This is a genomic window from Enterococcus sp. DIV1096b, assembly GCF_050498765.1.
GTDB classification, from domain to species: Bacteria; Bacillota; Bacilli; order Lactobacillales; family Enterococcaceae; genus Enterococcus_D; species Enterococcus_D entomosocium.
The window spans coordinates 1397483-1419369 of record NZ_JBMHEK010000001.1; the positions used below are offsets into that span (position 1 = coordinate 1397483).

Here is a 21887-nt window from a genome sequence, read left to right on the forward strand (position 1 = left end):
TTCTCTCGGTATTTTTTTGTACCACACGCTCACTTATGTGATATTACCTAACATATAAAGTCAGCTATTTTCAGAAAATTCATGTTTTTCTCAGAAAAATCTAGATTATTCGAAAATATGGTGTTAGGATAGCTAACATATAGAAAGGGAGCGTGTAAAATGGATACAGGGAATATTGCATTTATTTTAATTTGTAGCGGTATGGTTTTTCTAATGACTCCAGCATTGGCATTTTTTTATGGAGGATTGGAACGACGCAAAAACATCCTCAATACCATGATGATGGTGATTTGTACGATGGGCTTGGCGTCCGTCCTCTGGGTCGCTCTAGGGTATACATTATCCTTTAGCGGGACAGGATCATTTATTGGCAATTTAGACAAAGTCTTTTTCAATCATGTTTCGATGTCAGAAGGAGAGGGAATTCCAGAAGGGTTGTTTGCTGCCTTTCAAATGATGTTTGCTTTGATCACGACGGCGATTATCACTGGATCAGTCGTTGGAAGAATGCGGTTCTCTGCTATTTTTCTATTTATTGGCTTCTGGCTGGTTTTCGTGTATTTTCCAATGGCGCATATGGTGTGGGGCGGTGGCTTCTTAGATGCGATCGGCTCGATCGACTTTGCAGGAGGCAATGTCGTTCACATCAGTTCGGGAATCAGTGGGCTAGTCTTAGCGATCGTTGTCGGTAAGCGACGAGAATTTCATCAAACCGAATATCGTCCTCATAATATTCCCTTTGTTGTACTAGGTGCCGGTCTTTTATGGTTTGGCTGGTTTGGCTTTAATGCTGGCTCTGCGTTAGCAGCTGATGGTCTAGCGATCCACGCCCTAATGACCACGAATACAGCAGCAGCCAGTGCGATGCTTTCTTGGATGCTGATCGAAAAAATCGTCGTGGGAAAACCGACAATCGTCGGTGCTTGTACAGGTGCAGTTGTGGGCTTAGTTGCCATCACACCAGGGGCGGGGTTTGTCTCCCTTTGGTCTTCCTTTATCATTGGCGCTTTAGTCAGTCCGTTTTGTTACTTCTTTATTTCCGTCATCAAACATCGATTAGGGTTAGATGATGCATTGGATGCCTTTGGTTGTCACGGGGTAGGCGGAATCTTCGGTGGTTTGATGACCGGGATCTTTGCCGATCCCGCTGTTGGTGGACATTCAGGATTGCTTTATGGCGGTGTTGATCTTTTTATCGCACAAGCCGAAAGTATCGTATTTACGATTTTGTTCGCTGGTATCCTATCCTTTGTCATAATTACCTTGATCAAATGGGTGATGCCGATTCGCGTATCTCAGCAAGAAGAAGCGGTGGGGATGGATCGGATCGAACATGATGAAACGGCCTATCCTACCTTTATGGGGTTAGATTCTTAAGAGTGGAGGAGCAGTCATGAAAAAAGTTGAAGCGATTATTCGCCAAGAAAAATTAGAGGAGCTAAAAGCCGCTTTGGATCAATCGGATCTGATCAGTGGGATGACGGTCAGTCAAGTTCTCGGGTGTGGCAATCAAAAAGGGTTAAAAGAGTTTATTCGTGGCCAAGAAGTGATCACGACTCTTTTACCGAAAGTAAATGTCCGCTTTGTTTTGGCAGATGAAAAAGTCGATGCCGTGATTGAGCTGATTGTATCGATCTGTCGGACAGATGAAGTCGGTGATGGCAAAATATTCGTCTACCCTTTGGAAGAAGCGATTCGGATTCGCACCAATGAACGAGGAGAAGCTGCCTTATAGCAGAACTTCTTGGGTCATGAACCGTGCAGCAAAAGTAGCGAACGTTTAGGGAAGGGCCAATGAAAATTGGTCCTTTTTGCGTCTTTGTCTTGATTCCTTGCTTGATAGGGAACTTCTGTTCGTTTATAATAAGAAGCGAGGTGAGCAACGATGTCGGAACTGCAATTTCCCTTAAAAAATGATACGAGCCGCAAAATTATTCATATTGATATGGATGCTTTTTTTGCTTCGGTGGAAGAACGGGATGATCCTGAGCTGGCCAAGCATCCCCTTGTCATTGCCCGTCACCCAAGTGATACCGGCGGCCGAGGAGTGGTCACGACAGCGAATTATCTGGCGCGACAATATGGCATCCATTCGGCAATGAGCGCACAAAAAGCCTACGAGCTTTGTCCGCAAGCGATTTTTAAACCGGGGAATCATCAAAAGTATCGTGAAGTGTCCCAGCAAGTCAGAGAAATTTTTCACCGATACACCGACATCATCGAACCAGTTTCAATTGATGAAGCGTATCTGGACGTCACAGTGAACAAAATCAACTGTCCTTCAGCAATTAAGATCGCTCGTCTGATTCAGCGAGACATCTGGCATGAGACCCATTTGACTTGTTCGGCAGGCGTCAGTTACAACAAGTTTTTGGCAAAATTGTCCTCGGATTATCATAAACCACGAGGGTTAACAGTGGTGATGCCGGATGAGGCAGTGGCCTTTTTACAACAACTACCCATCGATAAATTTCATGGGATCGGGAAGAAAACTGTCCCCAGGATGCATGAGTTAGGCATTTTTACAGGAGCAGATCTATACGCTTGGAGTGAGATGGCGTTGATCCGCGAATTTGGCAAAATGGGGTATTCTTTGTATCGTAAAGTTAGAGGAATCCATGATTCACCAGTCAGTGTGACCAGAGAACGAAAATCAGTCGGTAAGGAGCATACATACGGCAATCCATTAACGAGTGAAGAACAAGTCTTAAGTCAATTACGCGCCATCGCAGAAGAAGTTGAGAGATCACTAAAGCGCACACAGAAACATGGCAAAACAGTCGTGTTGAAAGTCCGTTACAGTGATTACTCTACGATCACTAAACGAGTGACTTTGCCGATTTACGTTCATAAAAAAGAACAGTTATTTTCGGAAGCCAGTCTCATTTGGGAAGAGATTTTAGGTCTTGAAAAAGGCATTCGTCTTTTGGGAGTCACCGTCACAAATCTCGATCCTCTGACCTATGAAAATATCGTACTGCCTTTATGGCAAACATCTGACGATCAGTAGACCTAAAAAGGAGGACCAATATGACGATCTATCAAGTATATGAAACGATGATTGCTTTGGCTGATGAAGAACGAAGTGAAAAAATGGCCGCCTATATGCGGCATCAGTTTGAGTTTTTAGGCATCCCTACACCGTTGCGGCGTCAGCAGGAAAAAGCAGCCTTTAAAGTAGCAAAACAAATGAAACGAATCGATTGGGAATTTATCGATCAATGTTGGCAAAGCAGCTATCGGGAACACCAGTACCTTGCGATTGATTATTTAGTGGCGCTGGAGCCCTTTTTATCAGCCGTTGATCTAGGAAAAATTGAACAGTTAGTCATAACGAAATCTTGGTGGGATAGCGTGGACGCACTAAGTGAGGTCGTCAGAAAGCTTGTTCGCCGACTGCCAGCGTTAAAGGCTGAGATGCTTCGTTGGAGTCTTGAGGATAATCTTTGGCTACGGCGAGTGGCGATTCTTCACCAATTGTTGCAAAAAGAACAGATGGATCGACCATTACTTGAAGAGATCCTTGTCAACAATTTGGGGAGTTCTGAATTCTTTATCAACAAAGCCATTGGCTGGAGCTTGCGAGACTATGCCAAGACGAATCCTCTGTGGGTCCAAGATTTTCTTCTACGCCATCAAAAAAGTCTGGCGCCTTTGACGGTTCGTGAAGCAAGTAAGTACCTTTAAAAAGCTTGGTCACTGATTTTTATATAACAAAAAAAACACCGTGCATCATCTTTGAAGGAAGATGTGGTGACCCCAAAAGTTCGATTTTTTGGTCTAACTTTTGGGGTCATCTCAAGATGCACGGTGTTTTGAGTCGTTAAATTTGTTTTTTGATTTGTTCGTAACTTGCTTCAGAATCTTTGCACTTTGCCCAGATAACCGCTTTTCCTTGTTCTCGAGATGCAGCAAGATCAATGATTCGTTGATTGCTGCTACCACGAAACTGCAAGTTTAGGTTTCGCTTGCTGAGTTCAAAACGGCCGTCCACCAAAATATCAATTTTGGATAAAAGTTCTAGTTTGTCAGGGGTTTCCAAGAGCAGTTCTTCGTAAGTGTAGCCTGACCAGCTCCAAATGTCCTTGCTATGACCAAATTCGGCGCGAACGCGATCAACAACTTTCAGACAGACCGTCGTGTTCAAGAAAGGTTCGCCGCCTAGGAGGGTCAGTCCTTGAACATAGTCATGTCGCAGATCCTCAATGATTCGATCCTCTAGCTCTTGGGTAAAAGGTGTGCCGTAGCGAAAGTTTTGGACGGCTTTGTTGAAACAGCCTTCACAAGCAAACAGGCAGCCGCTCACATATAAACTATTTCGGATGCCTTCACCGTCCACAAAGTTGAAGGCTTTGTAATCAGCGATATAATTTTGACTGTACTCGTTTGTTTTCCATTCTTGGGGCTTAGGATTTCTCATAAGAAAACTTCTTTCTATTGTGAATTACAGGGGTTGTTCGATAAAAGGAGTGTAGAAGAAATCTAACACTCCTTTTATGATTATTCTTGCAAATGTTTGACCCGAGCAGAGATTTCTTTGTGACGACCGTTGACCATCGGGCGAGCTTGAGGATTTCCAAGATACCCGCAGGTTCTTTTGACAACATCACAACTTTTTGGATCGTGATTGCCACATTGTGGACATTCAAAGCCTCGTTCGGTTGGATTAAAGTCTCCTTCATATCCGCACTCGTAACAGTGATCGATAGGGGTATTTGTTCCAAGATAAGCGACCCGATCATATGCGTAATCCCAAACCGCTTCTAACGCTTTTGGATTTTGCTGCAAGACTGGATATTCACAGTAATGAATAAAGCCACCAGAACAGTATTTTGGATAGTCCTTTTCAAAATCAAGTTTCTCAAATGGTGTCGGATTTTTCCGCACATCATAGTGGAAGCTATTGGTATAATATTCTTTGTCGGTAATATTTTCAACTTCACCGAATTTTTCGGTATCTAAGCGACAGAAACGATCGGTCAAGCTTTCACTAGGGGTCGAGTACACACTGAAATGATAGCCGTATTCATCGCCCCAGGCATCGGCATGAGCTTTCAATTCTTTCACGATCGCCATCGTAAAGGCCTTTGCTTCTGGGTCTTGTTCCCAAGTTCCACCGTAAAAAGCCGAAGCAGCTTCGTATAAACCAATGTAACCAAGCGAAACAGTGGCACGTTTGTTTTTGAATAATTCGTTGACATTGTCTTTGCGATCCAAACGTTCACCGAAAGCCCCATACATATAAAGGATCGGCGCATTGGCGGGACTCGCTTCTTTACAGCGTTCCACTCGATAGACAAGGGCATCTTTAACGATTTGCAGACGGTCCTCCAGCAGTGACCAGAATTTTTCTTGATCGCCATTTGCTTCTAAGGCGATCCGTGGAATATTCAATGTCACGACACCTAGATTCATCCGACCGACATTGATTTCTTCACCACGTTCGTTTTTCCAGCCTTGCAAGAAAGAACGACAGCCCATCGGCACTTTAAAGCTCCCAGTCAATTCAACCAATTTATCATAATTCAAAATATCCGGGTACATCCGTTTAGTGGCACATTCTAAAGCCAGTTCTTTAATATCATAGTTCGGATCGGTAGGTGCCAAGTTGACCCCACGGCGAATACTAAAAATCAATTTTGGGAAAATAGCGGTACGCTTTTCACTGCCTAACCCGTTGATGCGAATTTGGAGAATCGCTCGTTGAATTTCCCGTTCGAACCAGTTGGTTCCTAAACCAAAGCCAAGGGAAGTAAACGGCGTTTGTCCGTTAGAGGTGAATAACGTATTGATTTCGTATTCTAGACTTTGCATTGCATCGTAGATATCTTTGCGGGTTTTGCTCTTCGCGTAAGCTTCCCGACGTTCGGGTGTCTCAATCCATTCTTCGGCATCTTTTAAATGTTTTTGGTAATTCAACTCAGCAAAAGGAGCCAATAATTCATCTGTTCGATCAGCAGAACAGCCACCATATTGACTCGATGCTACATTTGCAATGATTTGTGAGATTTGAGCGGTGGCCGTTTGGATCGATTTTGGCGATTCCACTTCGGCGTTCCCAATTTTAAACCCATTATTTAGCATGCCTTTAAAATCGATTAGGCAGCAGTTAGTCATTGGGGTATATGGATGATAATCCAAGTCATGGTAATGAATGTCGCCTTTTTGGTGGGCATTTGCCACGTGAGGAGGCAGCATTTTCAAACCAATCGATTTTCCTACGATCCCAGCGGTCAAATCACGTTGTGTGTTGAACACGTTACTATCCTTATTGGCATTTTCATTGACGACCGATTGATCTTTATTCATCAATTTATTGATCGTAAAGTTGATGTCTGTTGCTTTGCTGCGTTCGAAATCACGATGGGTCCGGTAGTTGATATATTCTTCAGCCAAGGCATACTCGTTCTTTGCTAACAAGATATGCTCGACGATATTTTGGATCTCATAGATTTTTACATTTGTACGAAAACGTTCCGCGATCTCGTGATCGACACTGTCAACGATCTCGGTGATTTTTTCGTGGTCGATGGGAGAAAGCTCACCGTTGATTTTTCTCAGGGCTTTCACTAACGCATCATAAATTTTTTGATCATCAAAATCGACAAGCCGTCCATCACGTTTTACGATTTTTAACTGACGCAAAGCGGACTGTCTTTCCAACCCTTGCTCAGGATTTCTCTTAATGTTCATCATTTCTACCACTCCTTATCTTCCACAATATAATAAAACAAATTGTAGAAATGAGCAACTATATATAGTAGTCGTAAAGGGTTTGTGTTTTGGATATACACAATATATGGTGTATATTCATTTGGGTATTTCCGAGAAAACTTGATAAGATTAAGGATTTGGTTGTTCCATGTTTCACATAATGAATAAAAACTTTTTTAAATTTATTTTTTCTCTGTTTTGAAGCAGAAGTATTCAATGATAAAGTATGCTACCATAAGGAGAGAATTTTTTTAAAGGAGGGTTCTGTGTGAAAAATATGATCGATGTGAAGCATCTGACAAAAAGTTACGGCACCCGTTTCAATCAAACCAAAGTATTAGATAACCTTTCTTTTGCAGTGGATCAAGGAGAATTTGTTGGGGTCATGGGGCCAAGCGGTGCTGGGAAAACGACCTTGATGAATCTTTTGTCTTCAATCATGCGACCTAGCTTAGGCTCGATCTATATCGATGGCAAAGACATTACCCGAATGTCGGAAAAAGCCCTCAGCGATTTTCGCCGTCAGCAGATTGGCTTCATCTTTCAAGATTTTAATCTTTTAGAGACATTGACAGCCAGAGACAATATTTTGCTGCCTTTAGCGATTGATCGCTTGCCCGTGAAGGAAACCCAAGTACGTATCGAGGAGACGGCCAATTTGTTAGGGATCGAGCACTTGTTAGATCGCTACCCAGAAGAATTGTCTGTAGGGCAAAAACAGCGGGTCGCTGCTGCTCGAGCAATCATCAGTCGTCCGGCGGTCCTTTTTGCTGATGAACCCACTGGCGCCCTTGATTCAAAAGCGGCGACAGAATTATTACGGTATTTAGCACAAATCAATCAACAAGAGAAAACAACGATCTTGATGGTCACCCATGATCCTTTCACCGCCAGCTACTGCAACCGAATTTTATTCATCCGAGACGGTGTCTTCTTTGCAGAAGTCGTCAAAAAAGGCGGGCGTCAGGAATTTTTTGAAAAAATCATCGATATGCAGGCAACGATTGGAGGCGGTCCGCGCCATGTTGTTTAAAATCGGCTGGCGGAGTTTTTTACGGCAGTTTCGCAACTATATGGTGTACTTTATTTGTATGATGACCGCCGTGATGATTTTCTATTCCTTTAACGCCTTGATGAATGATCGTCTGCTGAATCAACGGGTCCAGCAAGATATACGCATTGAAGGGGTTTTAGGATTCGGCAGCAGTGTGGTTGCCTTTGTCGTCTTGTTTTTTATGCTGAGTGCCAATCATTTTTTTCTTAGTCAGCGGCAAAAAGAAATCAGTGTTTACCAGCTTTTGGGGCTGCGGCAAGGTCGTCTGGCTTGGCTGTTGCTGCGGGAAACGTTTCTATTGAACTTTTTCTCTTTAGTGACCGGCATCTTTATGGGGATTATTTTTTCGAAATTTTTTTCTATGATTTTGATTCGAGCGATGGGCTTGAATTTAACGAGTCATTTCTTTAATTCACCCCAATCGATTTTTTCAACGGTTTTTGTCTTTATCGCGGCGATGATTATTTTGAGTATTCAAGTGATCCTTTTTGTATGGCGTACCCCAATGAGTGAGCTGATCAAGACTGAATACCGCTTACCGATCAAAAAAATGAAAATGACTCCGTTTCGTACATTGATGGGGGTCCTAGGTCTGATTTTACTTGGGGTAGGGTATTATCTGTCATTGACCCTAAGGGAAACATGGACCAACTATATCACGTATACGCAAGATTTTTCAGCGATTCTATGGATCCCTTTACTGATTCTATTTTGCTGTATAACGGCAACCTATCTCTTTTTTGATTGTTCCTTGCCAGCACTGTTGTATTTTTTGAGTAAACCAAAAAAACGCCTTATCAAAGGGGCGAAGTTGATTGCTTACAATAACGTGCGTGCTTACTTGCAAAGGACGTGGAAAAGCTACGCCCTTTTGACGATTATCACTGCAATCGCGATTTCATTGATCGGGGGAACAATGGGGGTCATCTCTTTGAATTACCAAGCAACGAACCGTATCTATCCAACTTCCTTTCAGGTGTCAGGAGAGCAGGCAGGGGCCTTGCGTACCCTTTTAGAAAAGTCGGATGTGCCAATTACAGCGGAACAAGCAATTCCCTACAAAATGACCAATATGACGGTGCAGACACGCTACCTAGGAGAGTTGCAAGATGAAAGTGTCGAAAATATGATGGTGAATCTGGTGGCACTTTCGGATTATCAGCGTCTGCGAAAACTGGTTCCGGGTGCTCCTGAGATTCGACTGAGTACTGATAAGCAAGCTGTACTTTTTGACAGTCAATACGACGTAACTCGCTCATTTATCACATATCGCGATGAAGTCAAAGTCGGCAGTCAGCATAATTTTAAACTCATTCAAGCCGAACAAGATTATTTTGGTGATAGTGCTTTACGCTATTCTTTACCCAATGTCCTTGTCATTCAAGATGAGGCGTACCAACAAATCAAAGGATTCACCTATACCATTGCTTATTTACAGACCGAAAAGGTGCAAACAGACGCGCTGACACAGTTGTTGGATGAAGAGCTGCCAATCGAGTGGGCGCATCCATTGACCTATGAATTTAGCGACGACCAAAAAAACGTACGCTTTTATCCAGAGACCGCTCGGGATTCAAGTAGTGATAGTGGTCAGACGACCGCATATCGGCTAACGTTAGCCAATCGCTTTACAACAATGCGCGGGGTGCGACGACAAGCAGGAATCATTTTGTTCGTATCGCTATTTGTTGGGGTGATCGTTTTGATCACCACGTCTAGTAGTTTGATCGTTCGGCAATTTTCTAACACGGAGCGGGAAAAGTACAATTACCGACTATTGACAAAATTAGGCTACACCCGTAATGAAGTGCGCAAGTTGGTGTACTGGCAAAACATTTGGATTTTTATGCCTGGCACCTTATTGGCGATTTTGCATGCGGTATTTGCCATCAATACTTTCACACAGATCATCGATAGTCCCGGGTATTGGGTTGCTCATTTGTTTGCAGCAGTGGCAGCAGTCGTCTATCTGTTTGCCTATTTGATTACCGTCAAGCTGTGTCTGCGGATTATTGAAACTTGATCTATTTATACGATAAAACGATTCTAGGAAACTAGGATCGTTTTTTTTCGTTTAACCAATCTTTTTGTATTTCCCTCTGGCACCAGATTAAGAGAATGGTATAATCATAATCAATGAGACAAAGGAGGAAGCAAGATGGAGAAAAAAGAAGAACAGCTTTTAATAGACCTAACGACTGCACGTGGGGTTCCTGGGAATGAGGAGGAAGTGCGTGAAGTCTTTAAAGAATATGCCAAAGACTTTGCTGAAGATATCTTTTTTGATGGTTTAGGAAGTGTCATTGCCAAACATGTTGGTGATGGCGGCGGTCCGAAAATTTTTATTTCGGGACATATGGATGAAGTCGGCTTTATGGTAACAAAAATCACAGAAAAAGGCTTTATTGAATTTCAAACCCTTGGGGGCTGGTGGGGGCAAGTGATGCTGGCACAGCAAGTGGAGATCAAAACCAATGAAGGCAAAGTGATCCACGGTGTCGTCGGCTCAAAACCACCCCATGTGTTGAGTCCAGAGACTCGAAACAAACCTTACGATATCAAAGATATGTTCATCGATATTGGCGCGTCAAGCGAAGAGGAAGCCAAAGGCTGGGGCATCCGTCCTGGAGACATGATCACCCCTTATATCCAATACAAACGGATGAACGACAGCAAATTTTTGCTAGCAAAAGCTTGGGACAATCGAATCGGTACGGCGGTATCACTGCGGGTATTAGAAACCTTGGCAGCAGAAGGACATCCAAACTGCTTGTTTGCCGGCAGTGACGTGATGGAAGAAGTTGGCCTAAGAGGTGCGCGAACAAGCACTCATTTAGTGAATCCTGATATCGCTATCGCCCTAGATACTGGTACTGCTGGGGACACACCTGGAATGACGCCAAAAGAAGCGGATTCTGTGTTAGGGAAAGGCCCACAAGTCTTGATTTTCGATGCTTCCATGATTCCTCACAAGAAATTATTGAATTTTGTGATCGATGTCGCCGAAGAGATGGAAATTCCTTTCCAATATACCGTGATCACTGGTGGAGGAACCGATGCTGGTCAAATGCATTTGACTCGTGATGGGGTCCCTTCGATCGCTATTACCGTGCCCGTTCGTTACCTGCATTCTCATACTTCTGTCATTCATGAGGATGACTACTTCAATACAGTCAAGCTTGTAACGGAAGTGGTTCGCCGCTTAGACGATAAAACCGTTAAAGCATTGCGCAGTTATTAAGGTGAGCTTATGAGATCAAACACAATGATTCGTGAGACGGCTAAAAACTCCTTGCGCGGATTCTGGGGAACGTTCGTCTTAAGTATTTTAGCGACGGTTGCCGTACAAGCGGTGGTCAGCTCGCTTTTTAGTAGTATTGGGACTTCTTTTGGTGCAAACAATGCAGAGAGCTGGATCGATCTGATCTTGGACAATTTTGTCTTCTTTGCGTTTTCGGTAGCATTGAGTATTATGGCACTCTATCTGGTTCGTGGCAGAGGAATCCAGGTGGCGGATATTTTTCTCGTCTTTGATAAGCGTCTGTATGTACCGTTTTTGTTATTAAACTTAGTGAGCGCGCTTTTAAATTATCTTTTGAGTTTTGCGATTTTCTTACCGCAATTTGTCTTATCAGGCCTTAATCAATATTTGGGCTTGGTATTCAATTTTAATCGGGGAATTTCTATTGATGTATCGATGTTTAACGGTTCGATCGCTTTTGTGGTTGGGACGATTCTCTCCATCATCTTGTTCTTCTTTTTGTCGCAAGTTGTTACCGGTGTGATCCAATTAGCAATCTATCTGCGCTATGATCAGCCTGAATTAGGAGTCCTTCAATCAATTAAAGCAGCTTTCGCTCTCTTGCGACCGCATCTGGGCCAATACATTTGGCTGCAATTATCATTGATTGGCTGGTTTATTCTGGGTTTCTTGGCGCTTATGATTGGGATGTTGTGGGCAAACGCCTATGCGTATGCGGTCAACGCAGCATTCTATGAAGAATTGATCAATGAACAACGAGCGCTGATCAGATAAGTAAAAAAAGACGACGTACCATTGGAATGGTTCCTTAAGGATAGAGTAGAACACTCATTCAAGGGATTCATCAATAGACGTCGTTTTTTTCTCATTTTCTTGATCCTTTTTCGCAAAAAAAAATGGTCAGATTTTAGTCAAATCAGCTGAGATGTGATAGCATAAAAGAAGTAGAAAATCAGCTGGAGCCAAAGAGGAGGAAACACATGTGAAAATAACTGTCTTAGGTTGTTTAGGTGCCTATCCGTATAATGGTGAAGGGACTACTGGCTATTTAGTAGAGTCAGATGGCTTTCATTTGCTGCTTGATGCGGGAAGTACCACCTTGGTCCAATTAGAAAAGATCCTTGATCCCTTAGACTTAGATGCAGTGATTTTGACACATTACCATCACGATCATATTGCGGATCTGGGGGTATTACAATACTATTGGCAATTATATCCCGAAAACGAAGAACGGCAGGTTTTGCCGATCTACGGTCATGGGGAGGACAGGGTTCATTTTGAAAGTCTGACGATGCCGGGAGTGACCCAAGGATTTGATTACCTTCAGTCTGAGTCGTTGGAATTGGGCCCGTTCACCATTACCTTTATGAAAACGATTCATCCAGTCACTTGCTATGCCATGCGATTTGTTGAGAAAAGTACGGGCAAGGTCTTTGTTTTTACTGGAGACTCTGGCTATTTAGAATCTTTCGTTCCGTTTGCTGAAGGGGCTGACTTATTCTTGGCAGATACTTATCTTTTTGCAGGAAATGAGCGGCACAAGGCTCATTTTACTTCAAAAGAAGCAGGGGAGATCGCCCATGCAGCGCAGGTGAAAAAATTAATGTTGACGCATTTGCCGCAACACGGTGACTTAGAACAGTTACGAGAAGAGGCTGCGCTAGCTGCCAATGGAATCCCTGTTGAGTTGGCGGCTGTTCAAAAAATAGTAGAAATCATCTAATTAGGAGGAACGAATAGTATGCTTTTTGTACCGAATGAACTGAACGACCCACGCATCAATTTAGCCATCGAGATTTTTCTTCTTCAAGAAATGAAAGTGGATGAACCAATCTTACTTTTTTACATTAATGAACCATCGATTATCATTGGACGCAATCAAAATACGATCGAAGAGATCAATAAGGAATATGTGGATGAACATGGGATTCATGTCGTTCGTCGTTTCAGCGGCGGCGGTGCAGTCTATCATGATTTCGGAAACTTGAATTTCAGCTTTATTATGCCTGACGATGGCAATTCTTTCAGAGATTTTGAAAAACTGACCAAACCAATCGTCCAAGCCTTGCATGAGATGGGTGTTGAAGGGGCGCAACTAAAAGGGCGCAACGACCTTGTGATCAATGACATGAAGTTTTCTGGGAATGCGATGTACGCAACGAATGGCCGGATGTTTGCTCATGGGACGATCATGTTTGACAGTGACATCAATGAAGTGGTCAACGCCTTGAAAGTCCGCAAAGACAAAATCGAATCAAAAGGCATCAAATCGATCCGCTCAAGAGTGACCAACATCAAACCATTCTTGCCAAAAGAGAAGCAAGACATGACGACTGAAGAGTTCCGTCAAGAAATCTTATTGAAGATTTTTGGTGTCGATTCCGTGGAAGAAGTCAAAACCTATGAACTGACTGAAGAGGATTGGGTCAAGATCAATGAGATTTCCGATAAGTATTATCGCAACTGGGATTGGAATTACGGTAAATCTCCAGCTTTTGATATTGAACGCCGTCATCGCTTCCCAATCGGCTCCATCGAAGTTCGTTTGAATGTGGCAGAAGGAAAAATCACGGATGCCAAAATCTTTGGCGACTTTTTCGGACTAGGGGACATTGCAGATGTCGAACAAGCCCTGATCGGTACTCGTTATGCCAAGGAAGATTTGGCACAAGTCATCGCCAACATTGATGTCAAAAAATATTTTGGCAACATCACGCCTGAAGATTTTCTTTCATTGATTTATTAATCAAAAAACGAAGCAGCCTTTTCAATCTGGCTGCTTCGTTTTTTCTATTAGTATGCGCGGGCGATCCAAACGGTATGCTTGGCAGGTTTGCCACTGACGATATCGACTGTTTTTTCCATTGGTGCTTCAAACGGAATGTTTCGGGTAGTAAAGCCGGTTTCTTCTTTGATTTTCGCTTCCGTTTCTTCCGAGCCGTCCCAACCGATCAAAACAAAGCCAGTCACTTTGTCTTCTTGTTTGCACGTTTCGATATGGGCTTTTAGTTCATCCAATGTATCGATGTTGGTGTACTCATTATCTTTGTTACGTTCCTTCGCAGCTGCCAATAAGCGTGGGGTCATTGCTTGCAGTTCTTGATCAACGAAGGCTTCCAAGTCCTCAAGAGCGACTGTTTGCTTGTCAGTCAAGTCGCGGACTTTGACCATCACTTTGCCAGCTTCTAAATCTCTTGGGCCACATTCGATTCGCAAGCAAGCGCCTTTTAGTTCCCATTCATTGAACTTATAGCCAGGTGAGTTATCAGAATCATCCAATCGAACACGAATGCCCTTGGCTTTAAAGTTGGCATACAGTTCTTCTAATTTTTCTAAGATGGCTGGATTCTTTTTCCATGGACCGACTGGTAACAACACAACTTGGGTTGGTGCAATGGTTGGTGGGAAAACTAACCCATTTTCATCGCCATGGGTCATGATCAAGGCCCCCAACAAGCGGGTAGAGACACCCCAAGAGGTTGTGTGGGCATGGACATGCTTGTTTTCTTTCGTTAAATACGTAATATCAAATGCTTCAGCAAATTTTGTCCCCATGTAGTGGCTGGTTCCTGCTTGGACTGCTTTGCCGTCTTTCATCATCGCTTCGATCGAATAAGTATCAACTGCTCCAGCAAAACGCTCAGAAGGGGTTTTTTGTCCGCGATAAACAGGGATCGCTAGGAATTCTTCGCAAAGGCGGGCATATTCATCCAAGATTTTCATGGTGCGTTGACGTGCATCTTCTTCGTTTTCATGAGCGGTATGACCTTCTTGCCATAAAAACTCTGAGGTACGCAAGAAAGGCAATGTTTTCTTTTCCCAACGAAAGACGTTTGCCCATTGATTGATTTCGTAAGGTAGGTCACGATAGGAGTTGATCCAATCAGAAAAGGCAGAGCCAATCATGGTTTCTGAGGTTGGACGCAAGGCCAAAGGTTCTTCCAATTTTTCATTGCCGACTTCTGTGACCCATGGCAATTCAGGCGCAAAACCTTCAATATGATCGGCTTCTTTCATAAAGAAATTTTGCGGAATCAGCATTGGGAAGTACGCATTGCGAATGCCCTCTTTTTTCAAGAATCGATTGAACTCTTCTTGGATATGCTCCCAAAGTTCGAAGCCGTCAGGACGGAAAATAATGGAGCCTTTCACTGGGGAGTAAGCCATCAATTCGGCTTTTTGGATCGTTTGGATATACCATTCTGTAAAATCATTTTTTTGTGTCATTCTTTTTCCTCCTTAAAAAAATAAAAAAGCATCTCGTCCTAAAAAAGGACGAAATGCTTGGATTTCGCGGTACCACCTTTGTTGATTATCTATCGGGATAATCCAACTCGTAAAGGATAAGGCCTTTCCACCGACCGTTTTGCGGTCATTGCCATTGGGTAGGTTCATTTTATCAGTGGGTGTCGATTTTTCAGCTGCCATCGACTCTCTAAGACCATCATAAAACTACTATTCCAATGCTTGTTGCTGTTCTTTATCATGCTAAAGCGAAAAAGCGAAAAAAGCAAGAGTTTTTTCGCTTTTTCTTAAAATCGCTCCTTTAAAACTAATGTAGCAAGACGGTCAGTCGAAAGACAGCGGATCTATTTTCGCCCTAAGTGTCAAATGCAAGAGGTGAAGCCCGTCAGTTTCTTCAATCCGGATACTTCCTTGGTAGGCTAAACAAAGTTGTTCTAGCATTTGCATGTCAGCCTGCATCGCCTGTCGTTTGGTTTCATTGTTCTGTAGTTTTTCTGCTTCTTCATTTGAGAGAAGCGGCATTTGGCAGTCGATATGCAACTGGCCGTTCGTGTCATTCACCCTCAACGCGAGTCTTCGCTTTTGAGGATCAGTGACCGCACAAGTGTATCGGATGGCGTACTCTAGGCAATGAGCGATCAAGGATAGACGATCATTTTCCGCCAATTGTTCCGGTGGTTCTATGATGCCATCACAGGCAAAGGTGATCCTTTTTTGAGCAGCTGTGTGTTTATAATTAGCAAGCAGCATCGTCGTGAGTGATTCTTTTTCAACGGAAGGACTCGTTAACTGCTGCTTGATCTGTTCTTCAATCTCACTAAGGCCTTCATAGGCCGCTGCCAACTGCTGATCTTCTAACATATCCTTGACCGTATGGGTTCTTTGTTTGATGGTCCGTAAAACTTGCTGCCATTTTAACGTTTGTTCAGGGCTGATCGCTTGTTGGTTCTCATATAAACGCACTTTGATGTCTGCTGTATCGATCTGCTTATTTTTACCCTCGCTGGCAAAAAAGAGTTCAAGGAAGCCGTAGCAAGTAAAAATGATAATTAATAAGAAAAAGATGATCGAACGCCAATTGATATCAGATTGTGGCAAAACTAAAATATCCTGAATATACAAGAAACAATGACCAATAGCCGCAATCACGATCCAAGGCGCACAAATGACATAAAAAGGATTTTTTTTCAATGCTTCATAGATTGCTGCAAAAGAAGTAACGAAGGTACTGGTAATATTCAACAAGAACATATAATTCATGATGACGGGCAAACTTTGTGCTTGGAAAAGTGCGAAAAGTATCGCTAACAGACCGAATGAATAGTGGAAGTATAACCATTTCTGGTAGTACTTGCGAATAAAATGCATATTCGTGCAGTAAAAGCCGATCAAAAACATTGGTGTAATAATAGAAAGAATATTTAACATTACAGAGTTGACGATTGGGGGAAACAGTAGTCCACCAAGCATATCGCTGAAGCCCGCTTCCAAGCCTGCTGTTAAGGCAAAGCCGCTGAATAAGAGAGAAGATGTTTTCAGCCTTCGTTGATTGATAAAAGAAACTAAGACATAAAATAAATTGATGATACAAATAAAACCAGTAAATAAAAGAATGTAAATATTTAAAATTGACAGACTGAAGACATAGCCGATCAGTGCATTTGCAGGGCCAAAAAAGACTTCTGCTGGGAAGCCAGAATAGGTGTCAAAAGGACTAGTCACGTATATTTTCAAGGTTTTACCAACATAATCCTCAGGCAAGGTGATAAAAGACAATGTTTTGCCTGGATGATTGAGAGTCAGTGGATCATTGGGCTCATCGTTGGTGTAAATTTCTTGGTCATCGAGATAGACAGTCATGTGTTGATGATCGCCAATTAGTAACATTGTAGGGTATTTATAATCGTTGGTCATTTTTCGCTTCATCACAAAACGATCATTCGCTTTTACACTAGGTAAATGTTTCACATAACGACTAATAAAAGTAGATTCGGGATTGTCCTCAGCATAGAAAATCCAGTCTTCCTTTTTCTCCACTGCATGGATATCAGAAGTTGGGAATAAAAAAAGAACGAGAAAAAAGACAATACTTCCCAGTAAAAATAGGACCAGAAGGATGAAGGGAATCCAACGCTTTAAAAAAAACTTGTTATTTAAAAAAGGCATACTTTTTCTCCTCTGTTTTTTAATCGCCTTTAGCATAATATAAATAATTAAATAAAGTCAAATAATAATCGAGTAATCTTCGTATAAAAATTCAATGAAACGTTTTTAAATATTTGAAAAAAATAGAGTTATGTTATAGAATCATAAAAGAAACTGAGGTTTAGAAGGAGAATAGAAAATGAAGCTTTTTCCAAAACAAAGTATCATGCTCTCACTTTTTGTACTGATGTTCATGCTGCTGTCTGTACTAATTGTGGTGATCCCACATGCGTTTGGTTTCACAATGGCTATTGTTGCTAGTGATGCAATGGAACCGACATATTCTGAAGGGACACTCCTTTTTGTAAAAAAAGCTTCTGAAGATAATTTAGTGGTTGGCAACGAAGTAACGTATTATGTTGATCAAGGTAGACAGATGCGGACGCGGCGAATCGTTGCGGTTGGGGAAAATCAATCGGTGCTCTATACCATTGGCGACAATCAAAATCAGATGGAACCAAACGAAATTCAAAAAAGTCAATTGATTGGCCAGCCGATATTTTATATTCCCAAAGTAGGGGCCTGGTTGAACCAAACGACGATCCAGCTGTTTAAAAACATGTATCTTCTTTTCGCCTTGTATATATTAGCAACGACGATGTTTGTTACGTTTTACCAAATCAAATCTGGCTCAGTAAAAAAGACGATCACTTCTTAATAAATCAATGAAAAAAGACAAAGAAACCCTTACGTTTCTTTGTCTTTTTGTCTCTTTCCCCTTTATAGGATGAGTGTTCCGCCAAGTCCCACCATCAAACATAAGGATAAAAACAGCGTATCCATAAAAGTGATTCGAAATGTCTTGGCATAAGTTCGCTTTCCTTCACCGTCGAAACCTCTTGAAAGCATTGCCGTCGCCAAAAGTTCGGACCAGCGAATGGATTTGACGAGTAAAGGAATCAACATTTTGAAAGAAAACGAATTGACTGAGATTCCTCTGGAACGCATGCTATTGCGGATGTTTTGATACTCTGCTGGAATGATCGGAGCAATTTGAAACGCAGCGAGCAGACCGTACGCAAAAACGGCAGGTAGATGCAGCTGTTGCTGCAGCGAATAAATCAATTCATTGATCGTGGTCGTCACACTGAAGGAACTGCCCAGAATACCGAAGCAGTAGATACGGCTCGCCATGTCAAGCCCATAGTGAATAGCTGTCGTTGAGGAGGGATCGCCTTGATGGTCTTGATAGTAAAGGAGACCAGTGAAAAAGACCCCTACAGCTGCCAATGTCAATGCAGAAAAGAGCAAAAGACTTTTTTTCAAGGAGCGCTCTTTTACAGTAATAACGAAGAATAGGACAGAGAGCAATAAATTCAATCTGAAATTATTTTGAAAAGAAACCACTAAGGCGAGTCCTAAAATGGCGAATAACTTGACTGTGGGATTGAGTGTACGCATCTGCGACCTCCTTTTGATAGCAATTGAAATCAATGATTTGCGAGCAAAACTGTTGCAACAATAAAACATCGTGACTAACGATCAAAACTAACGTGCCAGTGGTTGCTTTAGCAGCTAATAGCTCCATGATCTGCCAAGCTTGTGTGACATCTTGACCATATGTCGGCTCGTCTACTAGCAGTAGGTCGACCGGGCGCTGCAGTAAGGAGGCAACAGCCAAGCGTCGTTGCTGTCCTTGACTCAGTAGAAAAGGCGACTGGGCACTCTTGTTTTGCAGACGCAATTTTTCGAGTAGTTTTTCGCTCTCGGTCGGGGCGCTTCCTTGGCTAAGCTCTTGCGCAACGGTAGCTGCCAAAAATTGGTCTTGCGGATTTTGCATGATCCAACTGATGGAGCGAAAAGGTGACGGATACTTCTTGATTGGTTTACCTGCCAAAAGAATATCCCCCTTATAGGCCTGCTGCTGTAAAATAGCTTTTAAAAACGAAGACTTGCCGCTGCCGCTACGTCCAGTGATTCCAATCAGTGAGCCCTTATCAAAGGCAAGATCTGGGAAAACAATTTCATGGTTTCGGATGGGTAATCGGAAATTTTGAAATGAAAGCCGTTTTTCGTTAGAAGTCGATTTAATGTTCACAAGCGGCAGCGACTTGCGTAGGTGCTGATCAAGTTGGCGGAGCGCTGCTTGATTGATCGTTCTGAATTCCTCTTCAATCAGCAGCCACTCATCGACCCAGTTAGCGGTCTCTTTGATTTGATGATCGATCAATAAAATACCAAGAGCATTTTTGTGTTGGATTTGCTGCAGCTTTCGTATGACTTTTTGACTTGTGTCCGAATCCAAATTGGCAAAGGGTTCGTCCAAAAGCAAGTAACGACTTTTTAATATCAGACAACAAGCCAATGCGGCTAGCTGTTTTTCACCACCAGACAAGGTCGTGAAAGGTTGATCAGCAAGGTGGGTAATCTCGCAAAATGCCAAAGCTTCAGCCACTTTGTTTGGCATGTCTTTTTGGGGAATACATTGATTCTCTAAACAGAAAAGCAACTCTTCGCGAGGTGTTGCCATGCAAAATTGCATATCAGGATTTTGAAACAATAAGCTGACGGACGTGCTTCTTTCCCGGATGGAAAGCTGGTTCATCGTTTGGCCGTCAATCGTATACGTCCCTCCATCAAACCCCTTCTCATTTAGTCCCGCTAAGAGATGGAAAAGGGTGCTTTTTCCTGTTCCTGAAGCACCATAAATCCCTTTTGTTTCACCAGGGGCCAAAGACAGAGTCAATTTAAGTCGCTTTTGATCCACCAAAAAACTGCCGTTTTTTACCGACAGGCTCATGCGGTTTTCCGTTTGACGATGACCGTTTGATCTTCAGCAATGGGGTAACTGTTGAGAACCCCCATCCGTGTCAGGTGGTCACAGACGATCTTCACTAAAAAGGCTGAAAAGAATAACGAAGAAAGCAAGCGAATAAGAAAGATCGCCAACAGCAACTGCCATTGTAGGTTAATGAAATTTGACCGAATGATTCCCCAAAGAAAACTCGTGATCGTGGCGCCCACGGCTCCAGTAACTAAAGGGAACCACCCGTATCGTCGGTAGCGGCCTAATGCAAAGCCGGCTTCTGTTCCGATCCCCTGTACAAAACCGCTAATAAAAATGATAGGTCCATAAAAATTTCCCATAAACACTTCTAAAAGAGCCGCAATCATTTCAGTGATCGTAGCTGCTCCCGGCTTACGTAGCACATATCCGGCAAAAGCTGCCGCCATGAACCAAACACCAAAGATAAACTCATTGGCTAAGACAGATAAACCAAAGGGCGTTAGAAGCGTACCTAACAACAATCCGAAATGGACAGCCCCAAGATAGATCACGCCAAAAATCAACGAAGCAATTCCTACCATGATGACATCTTTCAAAGCCCACTTAGTCATGTGGCATCGCCTCCTTTTTTGAAGGGCTATTGACCGAAACAGTCGCTTCCAGAACATAGTGGGGGAGATGGTCATGGGCATAAGCTAATGCGGCTTCAAAATACGCAAAGAGTTGGCTTGCTGATCCGGTCAGCATCGTCACATAGTGAGCGGAACGAGGGCTCAAGCCATGAGTCTCTGCCAGTTGGACGATCGTGGCGATTTCTTCCATATAATGATTTTCGCCAAATACGTAAAACGAATATTTGCAATCAACCAAAAAGTCACCATTCGCAAGGTTCTTTCCTTTATTGGGTTGCGCCTGTTCGCCATTCAAGAATGTGTCACCCGCAGTGTCTCCGGGACAGCCTTTGGAAAAAGTAAACTCACCCACGAGGTGTGTCTTTGATTCGTAGGCGTTGATAAATAGCGCCTCTGCTGCGTCTATGACACTAGGCGCTTCCCCTCGAAAAAGGGTACTGAACAGATCGGTCTGCTGCCAAACAGCGCTCGTATTCGTTTTTTCGATACTTGTTAAAATTTGTTGCGCGAAATGGTCTTTCATTGGGTACAAGCTAACTCGGCACCCCGTGATATCGATCCCATCTGCCGCACAGGCGATTGGTTCATTTGTCATTTTTCTCTTCTCCTCTCGATGGTTTTTCTGTCTACAAAAAAAGCGTTCCTCCTTTTTCTATCCACACGTAGACAGAAAAAATGGGAACGCGAAAAATCATGCGCTGCCACTTCCCTACGTTGGTACTAACCAAATCAGGTTCTAAGGGACCAGACATACGTCTATCTCAGCATAAAGCGCCCCTAGTGGATAATCTTCTATTCAATTACCCCCCGAGTGTAGCACAGGAGGCGACAAAGGACAATAGATAGCGATTTTCGTCATTTGCCAATTGTTGCCGAATCAACCGATCCATTCAGTAAGTTAATAATGATATCAGCAGTGGTACATATGAAAGTTTTTACATATAAAAAAACATCTTGAAAAGCTGTTGACAAGGAGTAAATAGTTGTGTAAAGTAGAAAACCGATGGTAAAACGTAAACGTTACGTTTTGTTTTTGTAAATCGTAAT

The 21887-nt window shown here is 42.8% G+C and carries 19 protein-coding genes, 1 riboswitch and 1 other annotated feature; of the genes, 11 read left to right on the forward strand and 8 right to left on the reverse strand.

Annotation, left to right across the window (positions count from 1 at the left end; genetic code table 11):
• Positions 1-159 precede the first annotated feature (159 nt).
• The 4 genes from IGJ17_RS06720 to IGJ17_RS06735 all read left to right on the forward strand — a co-directional run bounded on the left by IGJ17_RS06720 (position 160) and on the right by IGJ17_RS06735 (position 3687).
• Entirely contained in the window at positions 160-1377 is a 1218-nt protein-coding gene (locus tag IGJ17_RS06720) for an ammonium transporter (RefSeq protein WP_005236611.1), read from the forward strand.
• Positions 1378-1393: 16 nt separating this feature from the next.
• Positions 1394-1735 (forward strand): P-II family nitrogen regulator, encoded by a 342-nt coding sequence (locus IGJ17_RS06725; RefSeq protein WP_005229830.1) that lies wholly within the window; start codon positions 1394-1396, stop codon positions 1733-1735.
• Between the two features lie 150 nt (positions 1736-1885).
• Positions 1886-3010, forward strand: a complete 1125-nt coding sequence (gene dinB / locus IGJ17_RS06730; RefSeq protein ID WP_244733482.1) for a DNA polymerase IV — start codon at positions 1886-1888, stop codon at positions 3008-3010.
• Between the two features lie 20 nt (positions 3011-3030).
• Positions 3031-3687 carry a DNA alkylation repair protein gene (locus IGJ17_RS06735; RefSeq protein ID WP_420657389.1) on the forward strand — a complete coding sequence of 219 codons (657 nt, stop codon included), beginning with the start codon at positions 3031-3033 and terminating at the stop codon, positions 3685-3687.
• 136 nt (positions 3688-3823) lie between these two features.
• Here the strand turns inward: IGJ17_RS06735 and nrdG are convergent, their stop codons facing one another.
• Together nrdG and nrdD are read right to left on the reverse strand one after the other, a co-directional pair.
• Positions 3824-4420 carry an anaerobic ribonucleoside-triphosphate reductase activating protein gene (nrdG, locus tag IGJ17_RS06740; protein ID WP_429961167.1) on the reverse strand — a complete coding sequence of 199 codons (597 nt, stop codon included), beginning with the start codon at positions 4418-4420 and terminating at the stop codon, positions 3824-3826.
• 80 nt (positions 4421-4500) lie between these two features.
• The gene (nrdD, locus tag IGJ17_RS06745; protein WP_005236607.1) at positions 4501-6696 is read right to left on the reverse strand and encodes an anaerobic ribonucleoside-triphosphate reductase; all 2196 of its coding nucleotides are present in this window, start codon (positions 6694-6696) and stop codon (positions 4501-4503) included.
• Between the two features lie 286 nt (positions 6697-6982).
• Between nrdD and IGJ17_RS06750 the strand changes: the two genes are divergently transcribed.
• The 6 genes from IGJ17_RS06750 (at position 6983) to IGJ17_RS06775 (ending at position 13776) form a co-directional block, all read left to right on the forward strand.
• Complete coding sequence (locus IGJ17_RS06750) at positions 6983-7747, forward strand: ABC transporter ATP-binding protein (protein ID WP_429961168.1); 765 nt, start codon at positions 6983-6985, stop codon at positions 7745-7747.
• Positions 7737-9791, forward strand: a complete 2055-nt coding sequence (locus IGJ17_RS06755) for an FtsX-like permease family protein (protein ID WP_005236604.1) — start codon at positions 7737-7739, stop codon at positions 9789-9791. Before IGJ17_RS06750 ends, IGJ17_RS06755 begins: the two co-directional genes overlap by 11 nt.
• Before the next feature lie 135 nt (positions 9792-9926).
• Positions 9927-11009, forward strand: coding sequence for a M42 family metallopeptidase (locus tag IGJ17_RS06760; RefSeq protein ID WP_008381585.1), 1083 nt, complete (start codon positions 9927-9929; stop codon positions 11007-11009).
• Positions 11010-11018: 9 nt separating this feature from the next.
• Entirely contained in the window at positions 11019-11804 is a 786-nt protein-coding gene (locus IGJ17_RS06765) for a DUF975 family protein (RefSeq protein WP_228085134.1), read from the forward strand.
• A gap of 208 nt (positions 11805-12012) precedes the next feature.
• Positions 12013-12753 carry an MBL fold metallo-hydrolase gene (locus IGJ17_RS06770; RefSeq protein WP_005236590.1) on the forward strand — a complete coding sequence of 247 codons (741 nt, stop codon included), beginning with the start codon at positions 12013-12015 and terminating at the stop codon, positions 12751-12753.
• A gap of 18 nt (positions 12754-12771) precedes the next feature.
• The gene (locus tag IGJ17_RS06775; RefSeq protein WP_005236575.1) at positions 12772-13776 is read left to right on the forward strand and encodes a lipoate--protein ligase; all 1005 of its coding nucleotides are present in this window, start codon (positions 12772-12774) and stop codon (positions 13774-13776) included.
• 47 nt (positions 13777-13823) lie between these two features.
• On the opposite strand, the gene proS is transcribed toward IGJ17_RS06775, so the two are convergent.
• Positions 13824-15257, reverse strand: a complete 1434-nt coding sequence (gene proS, locus IGJ17_RS06780; protein ID WP_008381577.1) for a proline--tRNA ligase — start codon at positions 15255-15257, stop codon at positions 13824-13826.
• Positions 15258-15298: 41 nt separating this feature from the next.
• Positions 15299-15503: a binding site (T-box leader), on the reverse strand.
• Between the two features lie 96 nt (positions 15504-15599).
• Positions 15600-17441 (reverse strand): hypothetical protein, encoded by a 1842-nt coding sequence (locus IGJ17_RS06785; protein ID WP_429961169.1) that lies wholly within the window; start codon positions 17439-17441, stop codon positions 15600-15602.
• Positions 17442-17619: 178 nt separating this feature from the next.
• On the opposite strand from IGJ17_RS06785, the gene IGJ17_RS06790 reads away from it, so the two are divergent.
• Positions 17620-18138: a signal peptidase I gene (locus tag IGJ17_RS06790; RefSeq protein WP_016613282.1), complete on the forward strand. Its 519-nt coding sequence runs from the start codon at positions 17620-17622 to the stop codon at positions 18136-18138.
• A 62-nt stretch (positions 18139-18200) separates the two neighbouring features.
• Here IGJ17_RS06790 and IGJ17_RS06795 read toward each other — a convergent pair whose 3' ends face one another.
• The 4 genes from IGJ17_RS06795 to IGJ17_RS06810 are packed head-to-tail and all read right to left on the reverse strand — an operon-like array spanning position 18201 to position 21435.
• Positions 18201-18881, reverse strand: a complete 681-nt coding sequence (locus IGJ17_RS06795; protein WP_086372801.1) for an energy-coupling factor transporter transmembrane component T — start codon at positions 18879-18881, stop codon at positions 18201-18203.
• A complete protein-coding gene (locus IGJ17_RS06800; RefSeq protein ID WP_086372802.1) occupies positions 18808-20220 on the reverse strand; it encodes an ABC transporter ATP-binding protein in 1413 nt (470 codons plus the stop codon). Before IGJ17_RS06800 ends, IGJ17_RS06795 begins: the two co-directional genes overlap by 74 nt.
• Positions 20217-20819: an ECF transporter S component gene (locus IGJ17_RS06805; RefSeq protein ID WP_005236560.1), complete on the reverse strand. Its 603-nt coding sequence runs from the start codon at positions 20817-20819 to the stop codon at positions 20217-20219. Before IGJ17_RS06805 ends, IGJ17_RS06800 begins: the two co-directional genes overlap by 4 nt.
• Positions 20812-21435, reverse strand: coding sequence for a YkoF family thiamine/hydroxymethylpyrimidine-binding protein (locus IGJ17_RS06810; RefSeq protein WP_005236559.1), 624 nt, complete (start codon positions 21433-21435; stop codon positions 20812-20814). The genes IGJ17_RS06805 and IGJ17_RS06810 overlap by 8 nt, the downstream gene beginning before the upstream one ends.
• A 94-nt stretch (positions 21436-21529) precedes the next feature.
• Positions 21530-21629, reverse strand: a riboswitch (TPP riboswitch).
• Positions 21630-21887: the final 258 nt, after the last annotated feature.